The 21,827-nt window shown below is 52.6% G+C and carries 23 protein-coding genes; 14 read left to right on the forward strand and 9 right to left on the reverse strand.

Annotated elements, in window-relative coordinates; all coding sequences use genetic code 11:
• Positions 1-56: 56 nt before the first annotated feature.
• From MWU63_RS07600 to MWU63_RS07620, 5 genes are all read left to right on the forward strand, one after another.
• The gene (locus tag MWU63_RS07600) at positions 57-1,772 is read left to right on the forward strand and encodes an acyl-CoA dehydrogenase (RefSeq protein WP_247077453.1); all 1,716 of its coding nucleotides are present in this window, start codon (positions 57-59) and stop codon (positions 1,770-1,772) included.
• Positions 1,769-2,815 (forward strand): MBL fold metallo-hydrolase, encoded by a 1,047-nt coding sequence (locus MWU63_RS07605; protein WP_247077455.1) that lies wholly within the window; start codon positions 1,769-1,771, stop codon positions 2,813-2,815. The genes MWU63_RS07600 and MWU63_RS07605 overlap by 4 nt, the downstream gene beginning before the upstream one ends.
• Before the next feature lie 2 nt (positions 2,816-2,817).
• A complete protein-coding gene (locus MWU63_RS07610; protein WP_213889394.1) occupies positions 2,818-3,279 on the forward strand; it encodes a DUF6173 family protein in 462 nt (153 codons plus the stop codon).
• Between the two features lie 88 nt (positions 3,280-3,367).
• Positions 3,368-3,502 carry an aa3-type cytochrome c oxidase subunit IV gene (locus MWU63_RS07615; protein ID WP_213889393.1) on the forward strand — a complete coding sequence of 45 codons (135 nt, stop codon included), beginning with the start codon at positions 3,368-3,370 and terminating at the stop codon, positions 3,500-3,502.
• 56 nt (positions 3,503-3,558) lie between these two features.
• Positions 3,559-4,179, forward strand: coding sequence for a hypothetical protein (locus MWU63_RS07620; protein ID WP_213889390.1), 621 nt, complete (start codon positions 3,559-3,561; stop codon positions 4,177-4,179).
• Here MWU63_RS07620 and MWU63_RS07625 read toward each other — a convergent pair.
• Both MWU63_RS07625 and MWU63_RS07630 read right to left on the reverse strand, forming a co-directional pair.
• On the reverse strand, positions 4,153-4,491 hold the full coding sequence (locus MWU63_RS07625) for an AzlD domain-containing protein (protein ID WP_213889388.1): 339 nt from the start codon (positions 4,489-4,491) through the stop codon (positions 4,153-4,155). The two genes, MWU63_RS07620 and MWU63_RS07625, sit on opposite strands and share 27 nt — an antisense overlap.
• Complete coding sequence (locus MWU63_RS07630; protein WP_213889387.1) at positions 4,482-5,198, reverse strand: AzlC family ABC transporter permease; 717 nt, start codon at positions 5,196-5,198, stop codon at positions 4,482-4,484. Before MWU63_RS07630 ends, MWU63_RS07625 begins: the two co-directional genes overlap by 10 nt.
• A gap of 51 nt (positions 5,199-5,249) precedes the next feature.
• On the opposite strand from MWU63_RS07630, the gene MWU63_RS07635 reads away from it, so the two are divergent.
• Genes MWU63_RS07635 through MWU63_RS07645 form a run of 3 tightly spaced genes read left to right on the forward strand, consistent with a single transcriptional unit; the run spans position 5,250 to position 8,532 of the window.
• Positions 5,250-6,140: a formate dehydrogenase accessory sulfurtransferase FdhD gene (locus tag MWU63_RS07635; RefSeq protein WP_247077457.1), complete on the forward strand. Its 891-nt coding sequence runs from the start codon at positions 5,250-5,252 to the stop codon at positions 6,138-6,140.
• Entirely contained in the window at positions 6,137-6,760 is a 624-nt protein-coding gene (gene mobA, locus MWU63_RS07640; RefSeq protein WP_213889383.1) for a molybdenum cofactor guanylyltransferase MobA, read from the forward strand. The genes MWU63_RS07635 and mobA overlap by 4 nt, the downstream gene beginning before the upstream one ends.
• Positions 6,757-8,532 carry a bifunctional molybdopterin-guanine dinucleotide biosynthesis adaptor protein MobB/molybdopterin molybdotransferase MoeA gene (locus tag MWU63_RS07645; protein WP_213889381.1) on the forward strand — a complete coding sequence of 592 codons (1,776 nt, stop codon included), beginning with the start codon at positions 6,757-6,759 and terminating at the stop codon, positions 8,530-8,532. Before mobA ends, MWU63_RS07645 begins: the two co-directional genes overlap by 4 nt.
• Before the next feature lie 76 nt (positions 8,533-8,608).
• On the opposite strand, the gene MWU63_RS07650 is transcribed toward MWU63_RS07645, so the two are convergent.
• A complete protein-coding gene (locus MWU63_RS07650; RefSeq protein ID WP_213889380.1) occupies positions 8,609-9,640 on the reverse strand; it encodes a hypothetical protein in 1,032 nt (343 codons plus the stop codon).
• Between the two features lie 20 nt (positions 9,641-9,660).
• The gene (gene greA / locus MWU63_RS07655) at positions 9,661-10,131 is read right to left on the reverse strand and encodes a transcription elongation factor GreA (RefSeq protein WP_213889379.1); all 471 of its coding nucleotides are present in this window, start codon (positions 10,129-10,131) and stop codon (positions 9,661-9,663) included.
• Between the two features lie 432 nt (positions 10,132-10,563).
• On the opposite strand from greA, the gene MWU63_RS07660 reads away from it, so the two are divergent.
• The 3 genes from MWU63_RS07660 (at position 10,564) to MWU63_RS07670 (ending at position 14,864) form a co-directional block, all read left to right on the forward strand.
• Positions 10,564-12,216 carry an electron transfer flavoprotein-ubiquinone oxidoreductase gene (locus tag MWU63_RS07660; protein ID WP_213889378.1) on the forward strand — a complete coding sequence of 551 codons (1,653 nt, stop codon included), beginning with the start codon at positions 10,564-10,566 and terminating at the stop codon, positions 12,214-12,216.
• A 115-nt stretch (positions 12,217-12,331) separates the two neighbouring features.
• On the forward strand, positions 12,332-14,026 hold the full coding sequence (locus tag MWU63_RS07665; protein WP_247077460.1) for a tetratricopeptide repeat protein: 1,695 nt from the start codon (positions 12,332-12,334) through the stop codon (positions 14,024-14,026).
• On the forward strand, positions 14,016-14,864 hold the full coding sequence (locus tag MWU63_RS07670; protein ID WP_247077463.1) for a 4-(cytidine 5'-diphospho)-2-C-methyl-D-erythritol kinase: 849 nt from the start codon (positions 14,016-14,018) through the stop codon (positions 14,862-14,864). Before MWU63_RS07665 ends, MWU63_RS07670 begins: the two co-directional genes overlap by 11 nt.
• On the opposite strand, the gene MWU63_RS07675 is transcribed toward MWU63_RS07670, so the two are convergent.
• On the reverse strand, positions 14,857-15,855 hold the full coding sequence (locus MWU63_RS07675; RefSeq protein ID WP_213889376.1) for a polyprenyl synthetase family protein: 999 nt from the start codon (positions 15,853-15,855) through the stop codon (positions 14,857-14,859). The two genes, MWU63_RS07670 and MWU63_RS07675, sit on opposite strands and share 8 nt — an antisense overlap.
• 55 nt (positions 15,856-15,910) lie before the next feature.
• Here MWU63_RS07675 and MWU63_RS07680 point away from each other — a divergent pair, with 55 nt between their 5' ends.
• The 3 genes from MWU63_RS07680 (at position 15,911) to MWU63_RS07690 (ending at position 17,191) form a co-directional block, all read left to right on the forward strand.
• Entirely contained in the window at positions 15,911-16,126 is a 216-nt protein-coding gene (locus MWU63_RS07680) for a DUF2007 domain-containing protein (RefSeq protein ID WP_247077465.1), read from the forward strand.
• A 4-nt stretch (positions 16,127-16,130) separates the two neighbouring features.
• Positions 16,131-16,898, forward strand: coding sequence for a methyltransferase (locus tag MWU63_RS07685; RefSeq protein WP_213889452.1), 768 nt, complete (start codon positions 16,131-16,133; stop codon positions 16,896-16,898).
• A gap of 125 nt (positions 16,899-17,023) precedes the next feature.
• Positions 17,024-17,191: a DUF465 domain-containing protein gene (locus MWU63_RS07690; protein ID WP_213889370.1), complete on the forward strand. Its 168-nt coding sequence runs from the start codon at positions 17,024-17,026 to the stop codon at positions 17,189-17,191.
• On the opposite strand, the gene MWU63_RS07695 is transcribed toward MWU63_RS07690, so the two are convergent.
• The 4 genes from MWU63_RS07695 to MWU63_RS07710 all read right to left on the reverse strand — a co-directional run bounded on the left by MWU63_RS07695 (position 17,188) and on the right by MWU63_RS07710 (position 21,737).
• Positions 17,188-18,063, reverse strand: coding sequence for an EamA family transporter (locus MWU63_RS07695; RefSeq protein ID WP_213889369.1), 876 nt, complete (start codon positions 18,061-18,063; stop codon positions 17,188-17,190). The two genes, MWU63_RS07690 and MWU63_RS07695, sit on opposite strands and share 4 nt — an antisense overlap.
• A 700-nt stretch (positions 18,064-18,763) precedes the next feature.
• Positions 18,764-19,486, reverse strand: a complete 723-nt coding sequence (gene phbB / locus MWU63_RS07700) for an acetoacetyl-CoA reductase (RefSeq protein WP_213889367.1) — start codon at positions 19,484-19,486, stop codon at positions 18,764-18,766.
• Between the two features lie 78 nt (positions 19,487-19,564).
• Positions 19,565-20,740 (reverse strand): acetyl-CoA C-acetyltransferase, encoded by a 1,176-nt coding sequence (locus tag MWU63_RS07705; protein WP_213889365.1) that lies wholly within the window; start codon positions 20,738-20,740, stop codon positions 19,565-19,567.
• Positions 20,741-20,903: 163 nt separating this feature from the next.
• Complete coding sequence (locus MWU63_RS07710; protein WP_213889364.1) at positions 20,904-21,737, reverse strand: EAL domain-containing protein; 834 nt, start codon at positions 21,735-21,737, stop codon at positions 20,904-20,906.
• Between the last annotated feature and the right edge of the window lie 90 nt (positions 21,738-21,827).

Below are 21,827 nucleotides of genomic sequence, written 5' to 3' on the forward strand. Positions count from 1 at the left end.
TTTTTACTGTTGCCGCTGTTTTGACCACAATAAGGCGGTTTTGGAAAGGGAACACGATGGCCTATCGCGCACCGGTGGATGAGTTTCAGTATATTTTTGACCACGTGGTGGAGTTTGATCAGGTCGCAAAAACAGATTTGTTTGCCGAGGCCACCCCGGATATGACATCTGCGATTCTGTCAGAAGCCGGGCGGATGTGTAGCGAAGTCCTCTCGCCACTACAACGCAACGGGGATTTGCATCCGGCAGTTCTGGAAAACGGTGTTGTTCGTACGTCTCCGGGTTTTGCCGAGGGGTATCGTGCTATTGCTGAAGGAGGCTGGATCGGAATCTCTGCAAGCGCGGAAAGCGGGGGGATGGGTTTGCCAATGACCCTCACAACAGCCGTGAATGAGATGATGGCTGGCGCATGTCTGGCGCTGCAGCTGAATCCGCTCATGAGTCAGGGCCAGATCGAAGCGCTGGAACACCACGCGAGTGAAGAGATCAAGGCGATCTACCTGCCGAAACTTATCAGTGGTGAATGGTGCGGAACGATGAACCTGACCGAGTCACAAGCAGGTTCAGATGTTGGTGCATTGCGGTCAAAGGCAGAGTCAAATGGTGACGGCACTTTTGCTGTTACGGGCCAGAAAATCTATATCAGCTGGGCTGACAATGATTTCAGCGCGAATGTCTGCCACCTTGTGTTGGCCCGTTTGCCGGATGGTGCTGCTGGCACAAAGGGTATCAGCCTGTTCATGGTCCCCAAATATATCCCAGATACTGACGGTGAACCCGGTGTCGCCAACAGCCTGAGTGTTGTGTCGCTCGAACATAAACTGGGGCTGCACGGATCCCCCACAGCGGTAATGCAATTCGATGGCGCAACTGGTTGGCTCGTGGGTGAACCACATCAGGGCATGAAAGCCATGTTCACAATGATGAACAATGCGCGTCTGGGCGTTGGCGGACAGGGGATTGGTTCAGCCGAAGGTGCCTATCAGCAGGCGCTTGGTTATGCGCTTGAAAGAAAACAGGGTAGTACGCCGGTAGAAGGCGGCGGCACCATTGCTGATCACGCCGATGTGCGCCGGATGTTGACCACAATGAAGGCCGAGGTTTTTGCGGCACGCTCTATCGCACTGTCCTGCGCTGTCGCGATTGATATGGCGCGCGCAACAGGTGATTCAGACTGGCTGGCACGCGCGGCGCTAATTACGCCAATTGCCAAAGCGCATGGTACCGATATCGGCAACGAGGTCGCGCATATGGGGGTTCAGGTACATGGCGGTATGGGCTTTATTGAGGAAACAGGTGCTGCGCAGTTTTCACGCGATGTGCGTGTGACTGCTATCTACGAAGGGACAAACGGTATTCAGGCGATGGATCTGGTCGCCAGAAAGCTGATGGACGGCGGCGACGCCGCATTTCGTTTGTTGGAAGAAGTCGAAATGGCTGCCGAAGCAGAGCGGGAATTGTTCCCGAATATGAGCGAAGCGCTTTGGTCTGCGGCAGAAACCCTGCGCGAGACGACGGAATGGTTGGTTTCACAGGAAGATCTTAATGAACGTTTTGCCGGTGCTGTGCCTTACTTGCGCGCGTTCGCACGGGTTTTGGGCGCGCATTTCCACCTGAAAGCCGCAAAGGCAGAAGGCGGGAGTGGCCCACGTACCCATCTTGCGCGTTTCTACATCAAACGGCTGCTACCGGAATATGCTGCTCAGCTGACGCATGTACGCGAAGGCGCGCGCGGACTCTACGCGCTCTCGCTGGATGAATTGGGCGCATGATGGACGGCGCAGAGACGCCTCTCCGCTATCCCCATACATCGCCTCCCGTCGAAGGAGATGCGGTAGAGGTCGCTGATGGTGTGCTTTGGATGCGGCTGCCGCTTCCAATGAAACTGGATCATGTGAATGTTTATGCGCTGGATGAAGGTGAAAGCTGGACGGTCATCGACACTGGTTTTGACTCACGCCGCACACGCGCGGTCTGGGAAAAACTGCTGGCTGGCCCACTTGGTGGCAAGCCCGTCAGTAGGGTGTTCGTCACACATCATCACCCAGACCATGTGGGATTGGCCGGGTGGTTTCAGGCCGCACAGGGGGCTGAACTATGGACGACACGTACTGCCTGGCTGTTCGCGCGAATGCTTATGCTGGATGAACAGGCGGTGCCGACCGAAGAAACGCTGAACTTTTGGCGATCATGCGGTATGGATGCGGACGTGCTGGAAAACCGTGCTACGGAACGACCCTTCAATTTCGCTGATATCGTCGCGCCCATGCCATTGGGGTTTAACCGCATCAAGCAAGGTGATGTCATGCGAATCGGCGGACGTGACTGGGACGTTCATATTGGGAACGGGCACGCGCCAGAGCATGCAACTTTCTGGTCACGCGATGACAATTTGGTGATTTCTGGCGATCAGATCATTGCGTCAATCTCGCCAAATGTAGGCGTCTATGCAACAGAGCCTGGCGCTGATCCGTTAGCTGACTGGCTTGAAGCTTGCGAACGTCTTCAAACACTTGCGCGGCCTGACCACTTGGTGTTGGCGGGCCATAATCTGCCATTTACGGGTTTGCCAACCCGAATGCGGCAACTGATTGATAACCACCATGGCGCGTTGAACCGGCTGATGGCGCACCTTGAAACACCGCGAACAGCGGGCGAATGTTTCGCACCTCTGTTTAAGCGGGAAATTGGTGAAGGTGAATACGGGCTTGCACTGGTCGAGGCAAAGGCGCACGTCTCTCATCTGTACCAACTTGATAAAATTGCGCGTCGGCGGCGCGAAGACGGTGCTTGGCTTTACTACGTAGGGGGATGAATATGGACGGTAGAATCAAAACGTCAGCCGAAGCGGAAGAAGACGCCGCACTGCCACGCGCCCATGCAGTGCATTGCAACCCGGACGGCACAGTCACGACCGAGGGCCGCAACCTACCAAAGGGCAAAACCAAAAAAACCGTTAAACAAAAAAGCCCCGCCGAATGGGCGTATGAACGCATCATTCTTTACATCAAAAACTTTGAAGAGCAGCTCGACAATGAACAAGAGGTCGCAATGGGCTTTACCGGCGGCGATGCGGGTGTTCTGCGGATCGAAGGGCTGGGTTATTTTGACCCGGATATTGTGACCTTTTATGGTTCGGATCAGGCTGGCGCCAAAACGCAACTGGTTCAACATGTCACCCAACTTAATGTCATGCTGCGCGCGCTTCCTAAAGAAGTTAGCCGCAAAGAGCCAAACCGGATTGGTTTCAGGTTGGCTGCGGATATAGAAGCCGGTTGAATTTGGGTCTATGATCCCGTTAACAGATGCGTGACAGCGCTTGTAAAATCGTCTAAGTGAAGCGCAAGACATTATGAGGATCGCACCTATGGCAGAACATAAACACGGAACAATGAGAACGACAGTTCAGGAAAAGACCTATTCTGGCTTTATCAAAGCCGTCACATATTCCAGCGTTTTCATTATTGGTATTCTGATTTTTCTTGCCATCTTTAATAGCTGATCTTCTGCCGCGCGCGGAAATGTTTGCCGCTTAGCTAAGAGTTCAGGGAACAGATAATGCGAAAGCTATTCCTGTGGTTTCTTCTTTCGGGTTTTCTTGTGGCCTGCGGAACCGCGGCAGAGCCCGTTTGGGCCCCTGCAGAGGAAGTAGAGCGCGCGGTCTACACTGACGGCGGGCCAACATCTCTGACGCTGTTTACAGTGATCAATGCGCAAAACGGAGCTGGCGCGCATTCGGGCCTGATGGTCAATGGAAACCAGCGGATTCTGTTTGACCCTGCGGGTACTTGGCACCATCCGGCAGCACCTGAACGCAACGATGTGCACTATGGCTTTACGCCGAGCTTTCTCGATTCCTATCTCGACTACCATGCGCGTATAACGCACTACGCAGTGGTCCAGACACTTGAGGTGTCACCCGAAGTTGCACAGGCAGCGATGCAAGCGGTCCAGAGCTACGGGGCGGTTCCAAAGGCGCAATGCTCAAAGAGTCTTTCAACTATTCTTGCGAGCTTGCCGGGTTTTGAAGAATTCCCGTTCAGCTGGTTTCCAAAGAAAACCATGGAAGAATTTGCAAAGTTTCCTGGGGTAACAACGCAGATTTTGCGCGACGACGATGCCGCCGACAACAAGTACCTTCTGGTCGAAGCTTCAGCCGAGGATATTGAGGGTATATAGCGCCAGATAAAGCGTACCTATGCCCGCGAAGATTGAGGCAAGCACATTTTTCGTTACATAACCGATTGTCAGCGCAGCACCCGCAGCCAATAGGCGTGCCAAATCGGGCTCACCCCCCGTTGCGGGCGGCCACAGAACAAGTGGCGCAACCATACCGGGGATGACCGCAACGGGTGTGTAGCGCAGATGCCGCAACACCCAATCCGGAAGTTTCCGGTCGCCAATCAGGCCCACAAAAGAAAACCGGATCAGAAACGATCCAATTCCGATCGCGACGATGACAATCCATGTTTCGCTACTATTCATGTCCATTTCCCGCGCCTTTCAAGCCAAAGTTCCGTTTGTGCGCCTGTGATCATTGCCAAAACCGCGGCAACCAGCAGGCCAAGGTTGAAGGGAAGAAATGCAAAAATCAGCGCAGCAGTGACTGAAACAACCGCTGCCAGCAAATGTGCAAGCGTGCGGATCGCAGGGGCTAAGATTGAAAGGAATGTGATCGGTAGCGCGAAATCCAATGCGTATTCCGGTGGAATCTGCGAGCCGACCAAGGCACCAACCAGTGTCATGCCGTACCAAGCCGGGATGATCGGTGTCGCGGCACCAACAAAAAAGGCCACTTTCTCGCCCACTGACATTTCCGGACGTTTCTCATATTCCAGCACAGATAGCGCATAGTTCTGGTCAAACAGAACATAGCTCAACAGAACTCGCTGCCAGAGAGGGGCTGAGCCGAGATAGGGAACAAGTGCCGCTGAATACATCGCCATGCGCAAGTTAACAGCCAACGCAATTGCGATAACAATAAGCGTGGGTGAATTGTCGACCATCTGCTGAACAGCGGCAAATTGTGCAGCCCCGCCAATGATCAGCACGCTAAAGCCCATGGTTTCCAGAATGTTGAAACCGGCTTCGGTTGCGACAACCCCAAAAAGCGTTGCAAAAGGGATCGCAACAAACAAAAATGGCAAACCGTTGCGAATGCCACGCCAATAGGCGGATTTCGAGGTGGTGGATGTCATTCGGTGACTCTAAGCTATTACTTGCAAATCCATGCCTGTTTCAGGGGAAAGATGCAAATGGCAACGCGTGATGATCTTGATCAATATCTGATAGCACCTGATCCGGCGCATCACAGATTGACGTGTGCAGTCGTCGGGCGCGATCAGGACGGTGCCGAAACGCAAATTTCCGTGGTAGAAGAACGCCCCTTGACGATTTTTCTGAACAGCCAGGAAATTGTGACTGCAATGACGATTGGCGACTATCCGGAATACCTGGCGCTTGGGTTTTTAAGCAATCAGGGGATGTTACAGCCGGGCGAGACCATTCGCGGCATCGACTATGACGAAGATCTGGAAACCGTCGTTGTGCGGACGGATGGGCAAACCACCTATGAAGAAAAGCTGAAAAAGAAGACGCGCACATCCGGCTGCGCGGTTGGGACAGTCTTTGGCGATATGATGGAGGGTCTGGAAGGGCTGGTGCTGCCACGAACGACGTTACGCACCTCGTGGCTCTATGCGCTCTCAGCCAAGATAAACCGCACGCCAAGCCTTTATCTGGAGGCCGGTGCAATACATGGGACGGTTCTGTGTCATCAGGACCAGCCGCTGGTCTATATGGAAGATGTGGGGCGTCATAACGCGGTTGATAAAATCGCGGGCTGGATGCTTTCCAAAGGCGCGACAGCCGAAGACAAGATCCTTTATACAACTGGTCGGCTGACATCAGAGATGGTGATCAAGACTGCCATGATGGGTATTCCCGTCCTTGCATCCCGGTCAGGTTTCACTGCCTGGGGTGTCGAGATAGCGCGCGAAGTTGGTTTAACCTTGGTTGGCCGGTTACGTGGGAGGCGCTTTATTTGCTTGTCTGGCGAAGAGCGGTTGGTCCGTGACGCTGACCCAGCCACAGTTCCCGATGAGGGGAAGAAGAACGGGCGCAAGGGGGCAAGTTTGTGAAGCAGCCTTTAGGGGTAATTCTTGCGGGCGGTCAGGCACGCCGCATGGGAGGTGGTGACAAAGGCTTGTTGCCGCTAGGTGGTGCGCGAATTCTGGACCATGTGATTGAGCGACTCGACCCTCAGGTTGCGGAATTGGCGCTAAATGCAAATGGGGATGCAACACGATTTTCCGAATTTGGACTTCCGGTTATCGCGGATAGCATTGAAGGTTTTGCAGGACCGCTAGCAGGCGTTTTGGCCGGGCTGGACTGGGCGGCGAAAAAAGGTGCAGACCATATCGTAACCGCAGCAGCCGATACACCGTTCTTTCCTGCCGATCTGGTGCCACAGTTGATTTTGGCTGCGGAAACATTGGGGACGCCGATCGCGCTTGCTGCGACGCCTGATCCGAAGCGTGGTGTGGCCCGGCATCCAACGTTCGGTTTGTGGCCAGTTGCTTTGCGCGACGATTTACGGGCAGCGCTTTCAGATGGGTTAAGAAAAGTTGTTCTTTGGACCGACAGGCATGGTGCAGGACAGGCGCTGTTTCCGGTTGCCGCGTTGGACCCGTTTTTTAACGTTAATACTGCCGAAGATTTGGCGCTTGCTGAAGCGTATTTAAAGACGGGTGCCGCATGAAAGTTTTTGGTGTAACCGGCTGGAAAAATGCGGGTAAGACCGGGTTGATGGAACGGCTGGTCCGTGAAATTACGACGCGTGGGATTAGCGTTTCGACTGTAAAACATGCGCACCACAGTTTTGATGTTGACCACCCCGGCAAAGATAGCGCGCGCCACCGCGAAGCAGGTGCACGAGAGGTTCTGCTGTCGTCTCGCAATCGCTGGGCGTTGATGAGCGAATTACGCGGAGAAGACGAAGAGGTGCTTTCTGATTTACTTGCACGACTCTCGCCGGTAGATCTGGTGTTGATTGAAGGATATAAGCGGGATCGTCACCCAAAAATCGAGGCGTATCGCGCGGCAACAAAACATCCTCTAATTTCGATAGAGGACGACAGCATTGTCGCAGTTGCAAGCGACGTCGCCTTGGCAGAGTCGGTGATACCAGTTTTCGATCTGGACGATACCGTTGGAATTGCGGATTTTGTTTTACAACAGGTGGGTCTGTCGGTCAGTCAGGCGAAACCTACCAAAGCTGAAATGCAATTGAAAAATGATTGTTTTGCCCTGCCGTCGGGCGTTGACTGGACACCAGTCGATACGGCGCTTGCCCACCTTCGGGAAAATCTGGGCCGGTGTGTCGGAATCGAAACTCTGCCGGTATCAGACTCTCTCGGCAGCGTGTTAGCAGAAGACCAGATCGCACGACGCTCTAACCCGCCAGCCCCTAACTCTGCAGTGGATGGCTTTGGCTTTGCGTATGCGGCTTTAGCGGACCAACAATCTCAGAAGTTACCACTTGTTAACGGGCGCGCCGCCGCCGGTTCACCCTATTTGGGGGAGGTGCCCTTGGGTTATGCGGTTCGTATACTGACTGGGGCAATCCTGCCAAAAGGCGTTGATACGGTGGTGCTGCAGGAAGATGTAACAGTTGTCGGGTCAAACATTACTTTTGAAGGCTCTGTTAAAGCGGGGTCAAATACGCGTAAAGCCGGAGAGGACGTGAAGCAAGGTGACGTTGCAATTATGGCTGGTCATGTTCTGCGGCCGCCCGATCTGGCCCTTTTGTCAGCACTTGGCATTGACGGTGTATCGGTTTTTGAAACCCTGCGCGTTGGGGTAATATCGACAGGGGATGAATTGGTACCTCCGGGGAGCACTGAAGATGTTGCCTCTACCTATGATGCTAATCGACCGATGCTGTTATCACTGGCCGCGCGCTGGGGGTATCAGCCGGTAGATTTGGGTCATGTTGGTGACAATCGCGCGCTACTACGCGACGCACTTGATGCCGCAGCGCAAAAATGTGACGTGATCCTAACCTCCGGTGGGGCTTCTGCAGGGGACGAAGACCACATGTCGGCGTTGCTAATGGAAGCAGGTGGATTGCAGATGTGGCGTATCGCAATGAAACCGGGGCGGCCACTGGCGCTGGGCCTTTGGCAAGGTGTTCCGGTATTTGGGTTGCCCGGAAATCCGGTTGCGGCATTTGTATGTGCTTTGATTTTTGCCCGTCCGGCCTGCGCCGTGCTTTCGGGTGCTGCGTGGCAAGATCCTGTCGGTTTTGACGTTCCGGCCAGCTTTGAAAAGAAGAAAAAAGCGGGGCGGCGAGAATACTTACGCGCAAGGATAACAGACACAGGTCAGGCCGAGGTGTTTGCATCAGAAGGCTCAGGCCGGATTTCAGGTCTGACATGGGCCGACGGATTGGTGGAACTGGAAGATGGCGCACGCCATGTAAAACCCGGTGATCTGGTGCGGTTTATCCCATACGGGGCATTTGGACTGTAGCGGTCAGCGTATGTGCGATGTTGAACGCGATTGTCCCGTTGCCTATATCCAAGAATTCTAAAGACGCAGTTAGGGCTTAGTCAAACGTTCCTGTGACGCGGCCAAGCAACATGAAAGCCCGTGCTGTACGTGTGTTGGACAAGGCGGCAATGTCTTCATCAGACGCGTTGCCTTCGAATTCAACAAAGGTTTTGTCGAACTCGCGCAGAAAGTGGTGCACAGCATCGCGAAAAATCGGATCCTGGCGCATCCGTCCAGCAGTTAGAGCGAGGCTGGAACGGTCACGTACCCCACCCAGGGCCGCTACGGGCCGCCCGCGCTCGCCCCTGGCGAAGCTGCGCCAAATTTCCGGGCGTGCACGGTCTGGCCTTAGATCATCCATGTAGATACCATCCTGACTGAGCAGGGTCAGTACATCCTGAGAGGCCTGAACAAGCTTTGCTGTCTGGCGATCACGCAATGCGCGCCGCAAAGCATCAAACCCTTCATGGTCTTCCGGGGTCTCGGGAAAATGCAGCGCACGAATGAAGTCAGGAATCGAAATCGGTGGATCAAGTGCTTCAGCGGGCGTACCCAGCGCAAGCGACGATTGGCCTTCGGAACCAGAAGCTTCGGCAGTTGCCGCGATTGCAGGTTTCTTTGCAGAGCCTTTGCTCGCGTCACGCTCCCTGCTCGATGTGAACGTGACCAGCGCGCTTTCCGTCATTTTCTGGGCTGCAGCGATTTCATCAAGCTTCTTTTCGAAAGAGGGCTTTACCCCCATCCCGGCCGACTGGAACTGTTCGACATAGGTATGTCGCATTGCGTCAATAGCAGCTTGCAGGCGTTCGCTTTCGTTTCTCATGACACGCGCACTGCGCGCTGCGATCGCGCCAATCCAAATCACAGCAATCGGCAAAAAGATCGACATCAGGGTCATCACAAACTTTAAAGAGTCAAAACCCGAAGCGTCATTTCCGTCGCCCGAGAACACGTAAAACCCGGTGACAGCCGCAATCCACAGCGCGCTTAAGACAATAGCAATCAACTCAGCCGAAGTGATACCATCCTCGCCGGCTGAATTGAAAATACCGAGATTTATCGGTTTATCTTTTTTTGGCTCTGCCATTGGTTGGCCCTGACTCCGCGTCAGACGAAAAGGATGTTCAATACTTCATAGCTGCGTTCCCCACCGGGGGTTCTTACCTCTACACTGTCACCTTCCTCTTTCCCAATCAATGCACGGGCAAGCGGAGATTTGATGTTGAGCTTGCCGTTCTCAATATCGGCTTCTGGTTCGCCAACGATCTGGTAAGTCTTTTCAATATCATTGTCCTCATCAACCAGCGTAACGGTTGCGCCAAATTTGATTGCACCGCTCAAGGTCTTCGGGTCGATAACTTCAGCAAGCGAAATAACAGCTTCAAGCTCTTTTACGCGGCCTTCGATAAAGCTCTGCTTCTCACGGGCAGCATGATACTCGGCGTTCTCGGAAAGATCGCCGTGTTCTCGTGCTTCAGCGATAGCTTTAATGACAGCGGGGCGTTCCACTGTTTTCAGGTTTTTCAATTCTTCATCAAGCGCAGTGAACCCTGCGCGTGTCATAGGTATTTTTTCCATAAGTGCCCTGAAATGCTTGTTGGGGAATAGGCAACACAGTGCTGTTAATTCAATCCCTCAGCGGAAAGTCAATAGGATGAGAGTTCAATTCTAGCTAGACAACGGTAAATCACAAACAAAAAGCCAGATCCAAATGAGAATTTTCTTTCGGTTCATTTTGGCTGGCACTGCGCGATTGACGGCTATTTTTCCGTAGCACTGGTGTTTGCATATTGGGTTTTCCTGCGGCGGCGTGCCGGAACAAACCCTTCCCTTCAAACCAGTGTGACCGGGTGAAACGATATGACGTTGGGTTGCGTCGTTAAAAACTTACCTTTCCGTGTGAAATATTGTTTCGTCGACGATTGACGCGTTTCCCTGCCGAAGATATCGAGGTGCGGAGTTTTATTCAGGTAGGATGAGTGCGCGCTTGCGCTGCAGAAGGAAGAAAACATGGCCGAGATTGAACGCGAGTCGATGGAATATGACGTTGTGATCGTCGGGGCTGGCCCTGCGGGCCTGTCGGCAGCGATCCGTTTGAAACAGCTTGATGCTGATCTTCAGGTTGTGGTGTTGGAAAAAGGCTCTGAAGTGGGGGCGCATATTCTGTCTGGTGCGGTGCTCGACCCGTCAGGCATTGATGCACTTATTCCCGACTGGAAGAAAAAGGGCGCGCCGATAACAGTGCCTGTGAAAAAGGATAATTTTTACCTCCTTGGCGAAGCTGGCCAGGTTCGTATTCCGAATTTCCCAATGCCACCGCTGATGAACAACCACGGCAATTACATCGTTTCAATGGGTAACGTCTGTCGCTGGATGGCGGAACAAGCTGAAGAGATGGGAGTGGAGATTTTCCCGGGCATGGCGTGTTCCGAGTTGGTCTACGGTGAAAACGGCGAAGTCAAAGGTGTGGTTGCCGGCGAATTTGGCAAAGAAGCCGATGGCTCCCATGGTGCGAACTATGAACCGGGAATGGAACTTTACGGCAAATATGTCTTCCTGTCAGAGGGTGTTCGCGGCTCACTTTCAAAAGAGGTGATCGTCAAATACGACCTAAGTAAGAACTCCGACGTTCAGAAGTTCGGCATCGGAATGAAAGAGATTTGGGAAATCGACCCTGCGAAACATAAGGAAGGTACTGTAACTCATACTATGGGTTGGCCGCTTGGCAGCAATGCTGGCGGGGGTTCGTTCATTTATCATCTCGACAACAATCAGGTCTATGTCGGGTTTGTTGTACACCTGAACTATAAGAACCCCTACATTTTCCCATACATGGAATTTCAGCGCTTCAAACATCACCCGATGGTTGCTGAGCTTTTGAAAGGCGGCAAACGCGTTGCCTATGGTGCGCGTGCGATTTCTGAGGGGGGCTGGCAGTCGGTTCCAAAAACATGTTTCCCGGGTGGTGCTCTTTTGGGGTGTTCTGCGGGGTTAGTGAACGTGCCGCGCATCAAGGGCAACCACAATGCAATGCTGTCTGGAAAAGCTGCGGCTGAGGCGGCCTATGCCGCAATCAGCGATGGGCGTTCCGGTGATGAACTCACAGCTTATGAAGCCGATCTGAAATCAGGCCCGGTTGCCAAAGATCTCAAGCGCGTTCGCAACGTGAAACCGCTTTGGTCGAAACTGGGGCTCACAGCGTCGCTGGTTTTGGGTGGCTTTGATATGTGGGTTGCCAATATTACCGGTCTCAACCCTCTGGGTTCGATGAAGCACGGCAAGAACGACGCGCAGGCAACCGAAGAAGCCGCAAAGCACAAGCCAATCGACTATCCCAAACCAGATGGGACTCTGTCGTTTGACCGGCTGACCAATGTCAGCTTTTCAATGACCAACCACGAAGAAAGCCAGCCTGCACACTTGCACCTCGCAGACGCATCAATCCCAATCGCTATTAATCTCGCAAAATATGCAGAGCCTGCGCAGCGGTACTGCCCAGCTGGTGTTTATGAGGTTGTCGAGGAAGAAGGTAAAGAGCCGCGCTTCCTGATCAACTTTCAGAACTGCGTTCATTGCAAGACATGCGACATCAAAGACCCAAGTCAAAATATAACATGGGTGACGCCGCAAGGCGGGGACGGACCGAACTACCCGAATATGTAAATAAACCCGGAAAAAACCTTTGTTAGCGGGGTGGTCAATTGGCCGCCCCGCATTGCTTATACGCGATAGAGTGACTACCTTTTCGGCGAGGTATAAATTCGAGGCACCCCTTCATATGATCAGGCATCTAAAAATACTTGCAGTTTCAACGCTCGCGCTCGCCCCTTCCGGGCCGGTATTTTCCGAAGGATTGGCCGGGGCTTATCTGGCCGCAAGGCAAGCAAGCATCGAATCGGATTATGAAGCGGCAGCCCGCTATTTCACAATGGCGCTTGCGCAAGACCCCTCAAACCCGGTTCTTTTGGACAGCGCTGTTGCGACGTATTTGGGGCTTGGCGAGCTTGAGTCCGCTTTGCCTATTGCCAGAAAAATGCGGGCCGACGGGTTGGAAAGTCAGGCTGGGTTTATGGTGCTGATCGCCAATAATATTGCCGCTGGTGATTTTGACGCTGTTTTAAACGACTACAAGGACGGTCACAGAATTGGCCCCTTGGTCGATGGTCTGGTTCAGTCATGGGCTTTGGTTGGAAAAGGTCAGATGACAGAGGCCCTGACGGGTTTTGATGACGTAACGCAAATTCGCGGTACTCGCGCTTTTGGCCTTTACCACAAGGCATTGGCGCTTGCACTGGTCGGAGACTATGAAGGCGCTGACAAAATTTTGTCTGGCGAAGCAAATGGACCGCTCCGCGCAACGCGCAGTGGCGTGATTGCGCATATCGAAATCCTGAGCCAGTTAGAGCGCAACAGCGATGCATTAGAACTTTTGGATCTCATATTTGAAGGCAATACAGAGCCCGGGATCGCCGAGATGCGTGCAGCACTTGAAACGGGTGAAACATTGCCATTTACGCAAGTTTCCAGCGCACAGGACGGGATTACTGAAGTATTCTTTACAGTCGCCAGCGTCCTTAGTAGCGAAGCGTCACCAGCCTATACATTGCTTTATTCGCGCATTGCTGGGTTTTTAAGCCCTGATCATGAAGAGGCGCTTTTGCTGACTGCCAGTATACTGGAAAGACTTGAACGCTATGAACTGGCAACGGAGGTCTACGATCAGGTCCCTCGTGACAGCTTTGTCTATCACATAGCTGAGCTTGGCCGTTCAGAGGCGCTTCGCAATTCTGGCAAGCCCGACGCGGCGATCGAAGTGCTGATGCAGTTGGCTGAAAGCCATAATAAATTGCCAATCGTTCACTCGACCCTCGGCGATACGTTGCGCGGGTTGCAGCGTTATGCTGAAGCGACAGAAGCGTATGATCGTGCAATCGCTCTGTTTGAGGAACCGGAAAGAGATCAGTGGATCGCGTTTTATTCGCGTGGAATAACGCGTGAACGCGAAAACCGATGGGATGAATCGGAAGCGGATTTCAGGAAAGCATTAGAACTTAATCCTGGCCAACCACATGTTCTGAACTATCTTGGATATTCTTTAGTCGAACAACAAATCAAGCTGGATGAGGCACTTGCGATGATCGAAGAAGCGGTGGCCGCGCGCCCTGACGACGGTTACATCGTCGATTCATTGGCCTGGGCATTGTTTCGGCTAGGGCGCTACGAGGAAGCGATTGTTCATATGGAGCGCGCTGCGGAACTGGCGCCGGTTGATCCAATCGTTAGCGATCATCTGGGTGATGTCCTATGGGCCGTCGGCAGAACCCGCGAGTCAGAATTCCAATGGCGCCGGGCTATGTCGTTCGATCCTGAAGAAAAAGATGCTGCACGTATATTGCGCAAGCTTGAAATTGGGCTAGACGCAGTATTGCTGGAAGAGGGATCGGAAGCGCTGTTTGTTGCAAATGACGATTAGGGAATTTGCCCCCGCTAAGATCAATCTGACGCTTCATGTTACCGGGCAGCAGAGTGATGGTTACCACCTGATTGATAGCCTGGTCGCGTTCGCCGATATCGGTGATTGGGTCGCTGTCGATAAAGCGCCTGAGATGCATTTTACTGTTAGAGGGCCGCGCGCCATGGGTGTTCCGACTGATGACAGCAACCTAGTTTTACGCGCAGCAGATTTGATGCTTTCAGGTCAGAGTGCATCGATCACGCTGGAAAAACATTTGCCTGCAGCATCGGGTATTGGTGGAGGTTCGGCGGATGCCGCGGCCATGCTGCGCGCGATTCACAAGCTTTACAAACAACCCTTGCCATCTGCTCCGGACATTCTTTCGCTTGGTGCGGATGTACCGATTTGTCTTGAAAGTAAAACTGCTCGGATGCAGGGGATCGGTGAAGTTCTGACGCCCATACCCGCGCTTCCGCCTGTCTGGGTTGTATTGGTCAATCCAGGCGTGGAAATTTCGACTCCGCGGTCGTTTAAGGCCTTGGCCTCAAAAGAAAACCCATCGATGCCCGAAATTATTCCTGTGTTCAAAAACCTGGGCGAAATGACGGCCTGGCTCTTGGACCAGCGCAATGACCTTCAGCCCGGCGCAATCGCTATGGAGCCTGTGATCGGCGATGTTCTGGCGGCTCTGGCCACGACTAAAAAGCTTGTTCTGACACGCATGTCAGGTTCTGGTGCAACGTGTTTTGGGCTGTACGCAACAGAGGAAGACGCCTCGATAGCCACGCGATCCATTTCAGTCAGGCATCCTGAATGGTGGGTCGCCACCGGAACGTTAGGATCCGGCGTCAATTAACCCGTTCAACAACGTAGTCAGCGATGTCTGTCAGCATATGACGGATTGGCGCGTCCGGTAGTACGCAAAGCGCATCCTTGGCTTTTGCGGCCCATGACAAAGCCTCGATCCGCGTCTCTTCCATGGCATTGTGCTTTTTAAGCAGGACCAGCGCATGGTCTAGATCACCGCCGCCCTGCGCACCCTTTTCAATTGCCCGGACCCAAAAAGCGTGTTCTTCTTCATTGGCTTTTGCGACGGCTTTAATGACAGGTAGCGTGAGTTTTCGTTCGCGAAAATCATCGCCAACGTTCTTGCCAGTCGCGCCCGAACCCCAATAGTCGAGCAGATCATCAACGATTTGAAAGCTTATTCCGAGCGCATCACCATAAGTGGACAGCGCAGCAACCTGAGCCTCGGGTGCATTGGCGATAACACCGCCAACTTTTGTGGCAGCAGAAAACAACGCAGCGGTTTTACCACGCACAACCTGCATATAAATATCTTCCGTCGTCGCAAGATCCTGTGCGGCGGTAAGTTGCAATACTTCACCTTCGGCGATAGTGGCCGATGCATTTGCCAGAATATCAAGAACCTTCAGTGAGCCGGTTTCAACCATCAACTGAAACGAGCGTGAAAACAGGTAGTCTCCAACCAAAACGCTGGATTTATTATCCCACAGAAGGTTTGCCGTGGGTCGCCCGCGCCGTTGACCTGATTCATCGACAACGTCATCGTGCAGCAAGGTCGCCGTGTGGATAAACTCCACAGTGGCAGCAAGATGCACATGGTACGGGCCATCGTAATTGCATAGTCGGGCTGCGGCTAGTGTCAGCATCGGGCGTAACCTTTTACCCCCGGCCTCAACAAGATGTGCTGTTACCTGAGGGATACGCGGCGCGTGCTTTGACGCCATACGCTCGCGAATAAGCACGTTAACTGCAGCTAAATCATCGGCCAGATGTTCGCTCAGGCGTTCATGTGGTTTTATGCTTTCTTCAACCAGCCCCATCACATCCCCGTCACATAGCTCGACGAATCGTACGCCATGCCCTTATCTCATCATTATGAAAGAGCTTCTCAGAACAAACGACCCGACGATTATTGCATATGCCAAAGCGCTCCTTCAAGGCGAGGGTATAGACTGCTTTGAAATGGGCGTAAATATGAGCGTGCTGGAAGGATCAATTGGAATCTTTCCACGAAGGTTGATGGTACGTCAATCCGATCTGTTCATTGCGCGATCCGTTATGAGTGACAATGAAATACCGCTTGGGTCCTGAAAAGATGAGATTTGATCCCAATACGCTAACGTCCGACCATTTCTTAGGAGGGGCGTTGGACATACTGCAACCAGCAAAGGGGTATCGCGCGGGTGTTGATCCGGTTTTGCTTGCCGCTTCGGTTCCAGCAATTCCCGGGCAGTCGGTTCTTGAACTTGGGTGTGGCGCAGGTGTTGCAAGTCTTTGTTTAGGACACAGGGTCAAAGGGTTATCCCTGAGTGGGATTGAATTACAGCCCGAATATAGTGAACTGGCCGTACAAAATGCCGCGCGCAACAATCTGGAAATGGCTGTTTATAATGGCGATTTGCGGGTGCTGCCCAAAGAACTGCTTAACCAAAGCTTTGATCATATCATCGCCAACCCCCCTTATTTTGATCGCGCACATGGTACAGCCGCACCAGATGCGGGGCGTGATATCGCCTTGGCGGGTGCAACGTTAATGAAAGATTGGGTTCAGGCGGCTGCCAAAAGACTTAAACCCAAAGGCTACGCAACTTTTATACAAGATATTCGCCGCCTTCCTGAGTTACTTGAGGCAGTGAGCGCAAGGCTTGGAAGTATCGAAATACTGCCGCTTGCAGCGCGTTTAGGGCGCGACTCGCATTTATTCTTGTTGCGTGCGCGCAAGGGTGGTCGCGCCGCTTTTCGGCTTTATTCTCCGCGTGTTATGCATCAGGGGGTAGCGCATGCTGGTGATCGGGAAAGCTACACGGATCAGATTCGGTCAGTGTTGCGCGACGGTGTGGCTCTCAAGTTTGGTGGGCGCTAGGGTTACTAAGGTATTTCGCATTTTACCGGGAAAAAATCCGCCGCATGCTGCGGTGAAGCGTGACACGACTCAAAATCTGTGTTCGACTGTATGTGATGGTAAATCTTATATGACGGAGGACAAGAATGACAATGAGTTCACATGTACAGGAACTCCGCAAGAAGCATCAAACATTATCTGAGGAAGTAGAGGCCGCGCAACGCAGCCCGGGCGCTGATGAATTTCAGATCGCTAAAATGAAAAAACGAAAACTCAAATTAAAAGAAGAAATTACACGTTTAACCGACGCCTAGTTGGAATCGGAGGCTGCAGCGCTGGCGCGTGCCGCCAGAGCTGCGCCACCAGCAATCAGGGCTGCAGCCAGCAAAAGAGGCCAGTTGGCCGTTGCGACCCCGGCAAGAATCAACGCAATTGTAGACAAAAGTGGTGCTGCGTAAGAGGCAACACCCAGAAGCTGGATGTCACCTTGTTTTACGCCAATATCCCAAACATAAAACGCAAGGCCGACAGGCCCCAGCCCCAGTGCGATACAAGATAACCAGCCGATTGCTGACGTGGGCCATTGCGTTTCTTCCATGAAAAGATGCGCGCCAAAGGCAAGCACAGCTGTTAGCGCGCAAAAAACGGCAACGCTTGCGGTAGGTGTGTCGCCTAAGCGTCGCGACAAAACGGAATAGCTTGCCCATGTCAATGCACAGAGAAATGCCAGCGCATAGCCTGGTAACGCGCTGGTCTGAAAGCCTACGCCACCTTTTGCAACGATGAGCGCTGCACCTGCAAAGCCGATTAGCCCGCCTATCACATGCCCTTTACGCAGATGTTCGCCCGGCAATAAACCAGACATCAGAACGATGAGCAGGGGCCACAAATAGGCAATCAAACCAGCTTCAGCAGCCGGTGCGATGCGTAAAGCCGTGAAATAAAAAAAGTGATAACCAAACAGCCCAAACGTGCCGAAGGCATAAACCTTCCACGAAACATGTCTGAGTTGTTTCAGACCGCCGGTCCGTGCCGCCCAAATCAAACCGATCCCGGCACCGATCGCAAAGCATATGGCGCTAAGCTGCAACGGTGGAACCGGTGCAGATCCAACGGTGAAAAGTGCAAGCAAAGCCCACAGTAGGACTGCGACAAAACCGATGCCTGTTGCTTTACTGCGGGTCATCCAGATAGCTCATCAGCGTTGATGAAATCGTGTCTGTCGCGGAAAGTTTTCATTACACTAATTTCCGAATGAAGCTATTGTTTGAACGCAGCAATATTTAGGCGTGTCTCTGTGCCACTTAGGCACACGAATCTGTATTTGTAGGGTAAGTCAATTGCAATCTTAAATGGGGCGGCGAGCTGCCCATCTCGCAGGGCTTTTTCCGCAAGCGAATAGTGCCCCAATACAACACCGCTGCCGGAGATCGCAGCATCATGTGCGTGATCTGCGTGGGAGAGTCGAGGACCAACCTTTGGCGATGTTCCTATGTCTGCGGCTTTGGCAAAGCTCATATGCCGTGCAGCAGCCTCAAAGGCACGAAGGGCAGTAAACGATCCTGCATACAGTTAAGTAAAACTAAACCGAAGCGACTAAAAGCCTTGTTTGTAAATAACCTTCAGAACGTCGATCTGAATTCCAGTTCAGTTTTTCAAATGTAGATAGGTAATAAAATGATTGAAGGCACAACATCAAGAAAGACACGAAATGCATTTGAAGCAGCGCATCAAGCACGCGCAGATGCGCTAAAGGCCATATTGTCAGGATTGTTTCGCCGAACCAGCAAGCGCCGTTCCGGAGCGGCAGTCTAACCAAGTTTGGCTGCGGTGTTACAAAAAAGGCCACCCCAAAGGGTGGCCTTTTGATATTGAATTAGGCTTTCTTAAACGAAGAACTGAGCCCCGTTCGCAGAAATTGTGGAACCATTGATGAATTCCGACTCGTCAGATGCGAGGAATGTCACGCATCGTGCGATTTCTGCAGGCTCGCCAAGGCGACCTGCAGGAATTTGAGAAATGATAGACTCGCGAACCTTTTCAGGAACTGCCATAACCATTTCGGTTGCGATGTAGCCTGGGCAAACCGCGTTCGCCGTGATGCCAAAACGCGCGCCTTCTTGGGCCAGTGATTTGGTGATACCAAGATCGCCAGCCTTGGAGGCAGCGTAGTTCACCTGTGCGAACTGGCCTTTCTGACCGTTGATCGAACTAATTGTGATGATACGTCCAAACTTACGTTCGCGCATGCCCGGCCAGATCGGGTGAGTCATATTGAAAACACCTGACAGGTTGGTGTCGATGACCTGATGCCATTGCTCAGGTGTCATTTTGTGAAATGGTGCGTCGCGGGTAATGCCGGCGTTATTGACCAGAATATCAACTGGACCAAGATCGGCTTCAACCTTCGCAATACCTTCCACGCATGAATCGTAGTCTGCGACCGACCATTTATAAGTTGGAATTCCGGTTTCTTCAGTAAATTTGGATGCGGCTTCATCGTTGCCTGCGTAGTTTGCGGCGACGGTGTATCCTGCGTTCTTTAAAGCAACAGAAATCGCCGCTCCAATACCGCGCGACCCTCCGGTGACAAGTGCAACTCTGGCCATAATTCCTCCGACTAGTGTGTAATCAAGTTACAAATTTGTGACAGGGTGCGCAATTTTATTGCGCACCCATCACGTTGTTTAGTCGCGTTCAACGCAGAGAGCAACACCCATACCGCCACCAATACAAAGTGTCGCAAGGCCACGCTTCGCATCACGGCGCTGCATTTCAAAAAGCAAGGTGTTTAGAATCCGGCAACCAGAGGCACCAATGGGGTGACCAATGGCGATTGCACCACCGTTCACGTTAACAATCGAAGGATCCCAGCCCATGTCATTGTTCACAGCACAGGCTTGCGCTGCGAAGGCTTCATTGGCTTCGACGAGGTCGAGATCACCAACAGACCAGCCAGCTTTTTCCAATGCCTTGCGCGATGCATAGATCGGGCCAGCGCCCATAACAGACGGGTCGAGGCCGACTGTTGCATAGGACGCAATACGGGCGAGGGGCTGAATACCGCGTTTTTCAGCATTCGCTGCGCTCATCAGCAACGTCGCGGCGGCACCATCATTCAAACCTGATGCGTTGGCTGCAGTGACGGAGCCATCCTTGGTAAAGGCAGGGCGCAATTTTTGCATTGCTTCCATTGTCGCGCCATGGCGAATGTATTCGTCAGCATCGACAACGATGTCACCTTTGCGTGTTTTGACGGTGAATGCGGTGATTTCATCGGCAAATTTGCCGGCCTTTTGTGCGGTTTCGGCTTTGTTTTGGCTGGCCACTGCAAATTCGTCCTGCGTGTCGCGGCTGATCTGCCATTGGTTGGCAACGTTCTCGGCTGTTTGGCCCATGTGGTAGCCATTGAACGCGTCCCAAAGACCGTCACGGATCATCGAGTCGATGTATTTCACGTCGCCCATTTTGTGGCCCGCACGAAGATGCGCAACATGCGGTGACAAAGTCATGCTTTCCTGACCACCTGCAGCAACGATTTCCGCGTCGCCCAGTTGGATATGCTGGGCACCAAGTGCAACCGCACGAAGACCAGACCCACAGACCTGATTAATGCTCCACGCTGCAGATTCGATTGGAAGACCTGCATTGATATGTGCCTGGCGCGCAGGGTTCTGACCCTGACCTGCTGTCAGAACTTGCCCCAAAATGGTTTCTGATACTTCGGCTTTTTCGATGCCTGCCCGCTCAACCACAGCTTCAAGAACGGCTGCACCAAGATCATGTGCTGGAGTATTGGCAAAAGAACCGCCAAAGCTGCCAACAGCAGTACGGGCGGCGGAGGCAATAACAACGTTGGTCATGTAAGATTTCCTCTTTCGGTTTTGGAATTGGGCAAGGACGGCACACAACGCTTGGTCGTGCATTCGAAGCCCAGCTAGCTTATTCCCGCAGAGTCTTAGGGGGTCTGCCCTGAAAGAGCAACGGACAGGGTGTCTCACACTTTCGCGAATATCATTCTCGCGCTCAAGCGCGCTTCAATTCAGGGCCGGAAGGCCGCTTTACAAAGGGTGCGCCAAAGTAATAGCCCTGCAGGCAATCAATACCCATTTCGGTTAAAAAGATCGCATCCTCTACGTTTTCTACGGCTTCTGCGACTGTAAACATATCAAAGTGTTGGGCAATTGACATCAAGGCGCGTGTTAGAACCTGATTATCGGCTTCCTTGCTGATGCCACGGACGAACTGCCCGTCGATTTTGATGACATCGAAATAGAAATCTTTGAGGTAGCGAAATGCAGTATACCCTGCGCCAAAATCATCAAGCGCAAATGCGATCCCCTTTTTTTGAAGGTCCGCCATAAAGCTTGTTACAAGTTCGGGCATCAACATCGCGGAAGATTCGGTGATCTCGAGAATCAGCCGTTCGCCAATTGTTGGTTCGAGCGCGAGACCATGGTTCAGGGTCTGCATCCACCGTTGATACCCTATGGAGCGCGCTGACATGTTGATCGACAATCGCAAGCCAGCGTCATTTGCAAGGGTATTTAAACCCAGCTCAAGCGCCAGGCAGTCTATAATCCGACCCATTTCATTGTTTTCAATAACGTCGATAAAATCGCGCGCTGGTATGATGCGCCCATTCCCATCCATTATTCTGATAAGCCCTTCATAGAAGGCGATCTGATTGGGATTTCGGGCCTGAACGATAGGCTGAAAGGCCAGCATCACCTGTTTTCTGTTCAAAGCATCGCGCACCATTTTAAGGGTGTCACGATCGCGGCTTTCAATGGCGACAGACAGTGGGCTGGAAATGCTGTCGGCAATTTCGACGCCGAGCGTCGAGAGGTCAGATAGCATTGGTTTTCTCCATCATTGGGCGAAAATACTTTGCTTTCTCCAACCCTAACAACAGATGAACAATCGTATTTTATTCGAAATTGAGCTAAC

Origin of the sequence: Pseudohalocynthiibacter sp. F2068 (assembly GCF_023015645.1) — a bacterium.
GTDB classification, from domain to species: domain Bacteria; phylum Pseudomonadota; class Alphaproteobacteria; order Rhodobacterales; family Rhodobacteraceae; genus Pseudohalocynthiibacter; species Pseudohalocynthiibacter aestuariivivens.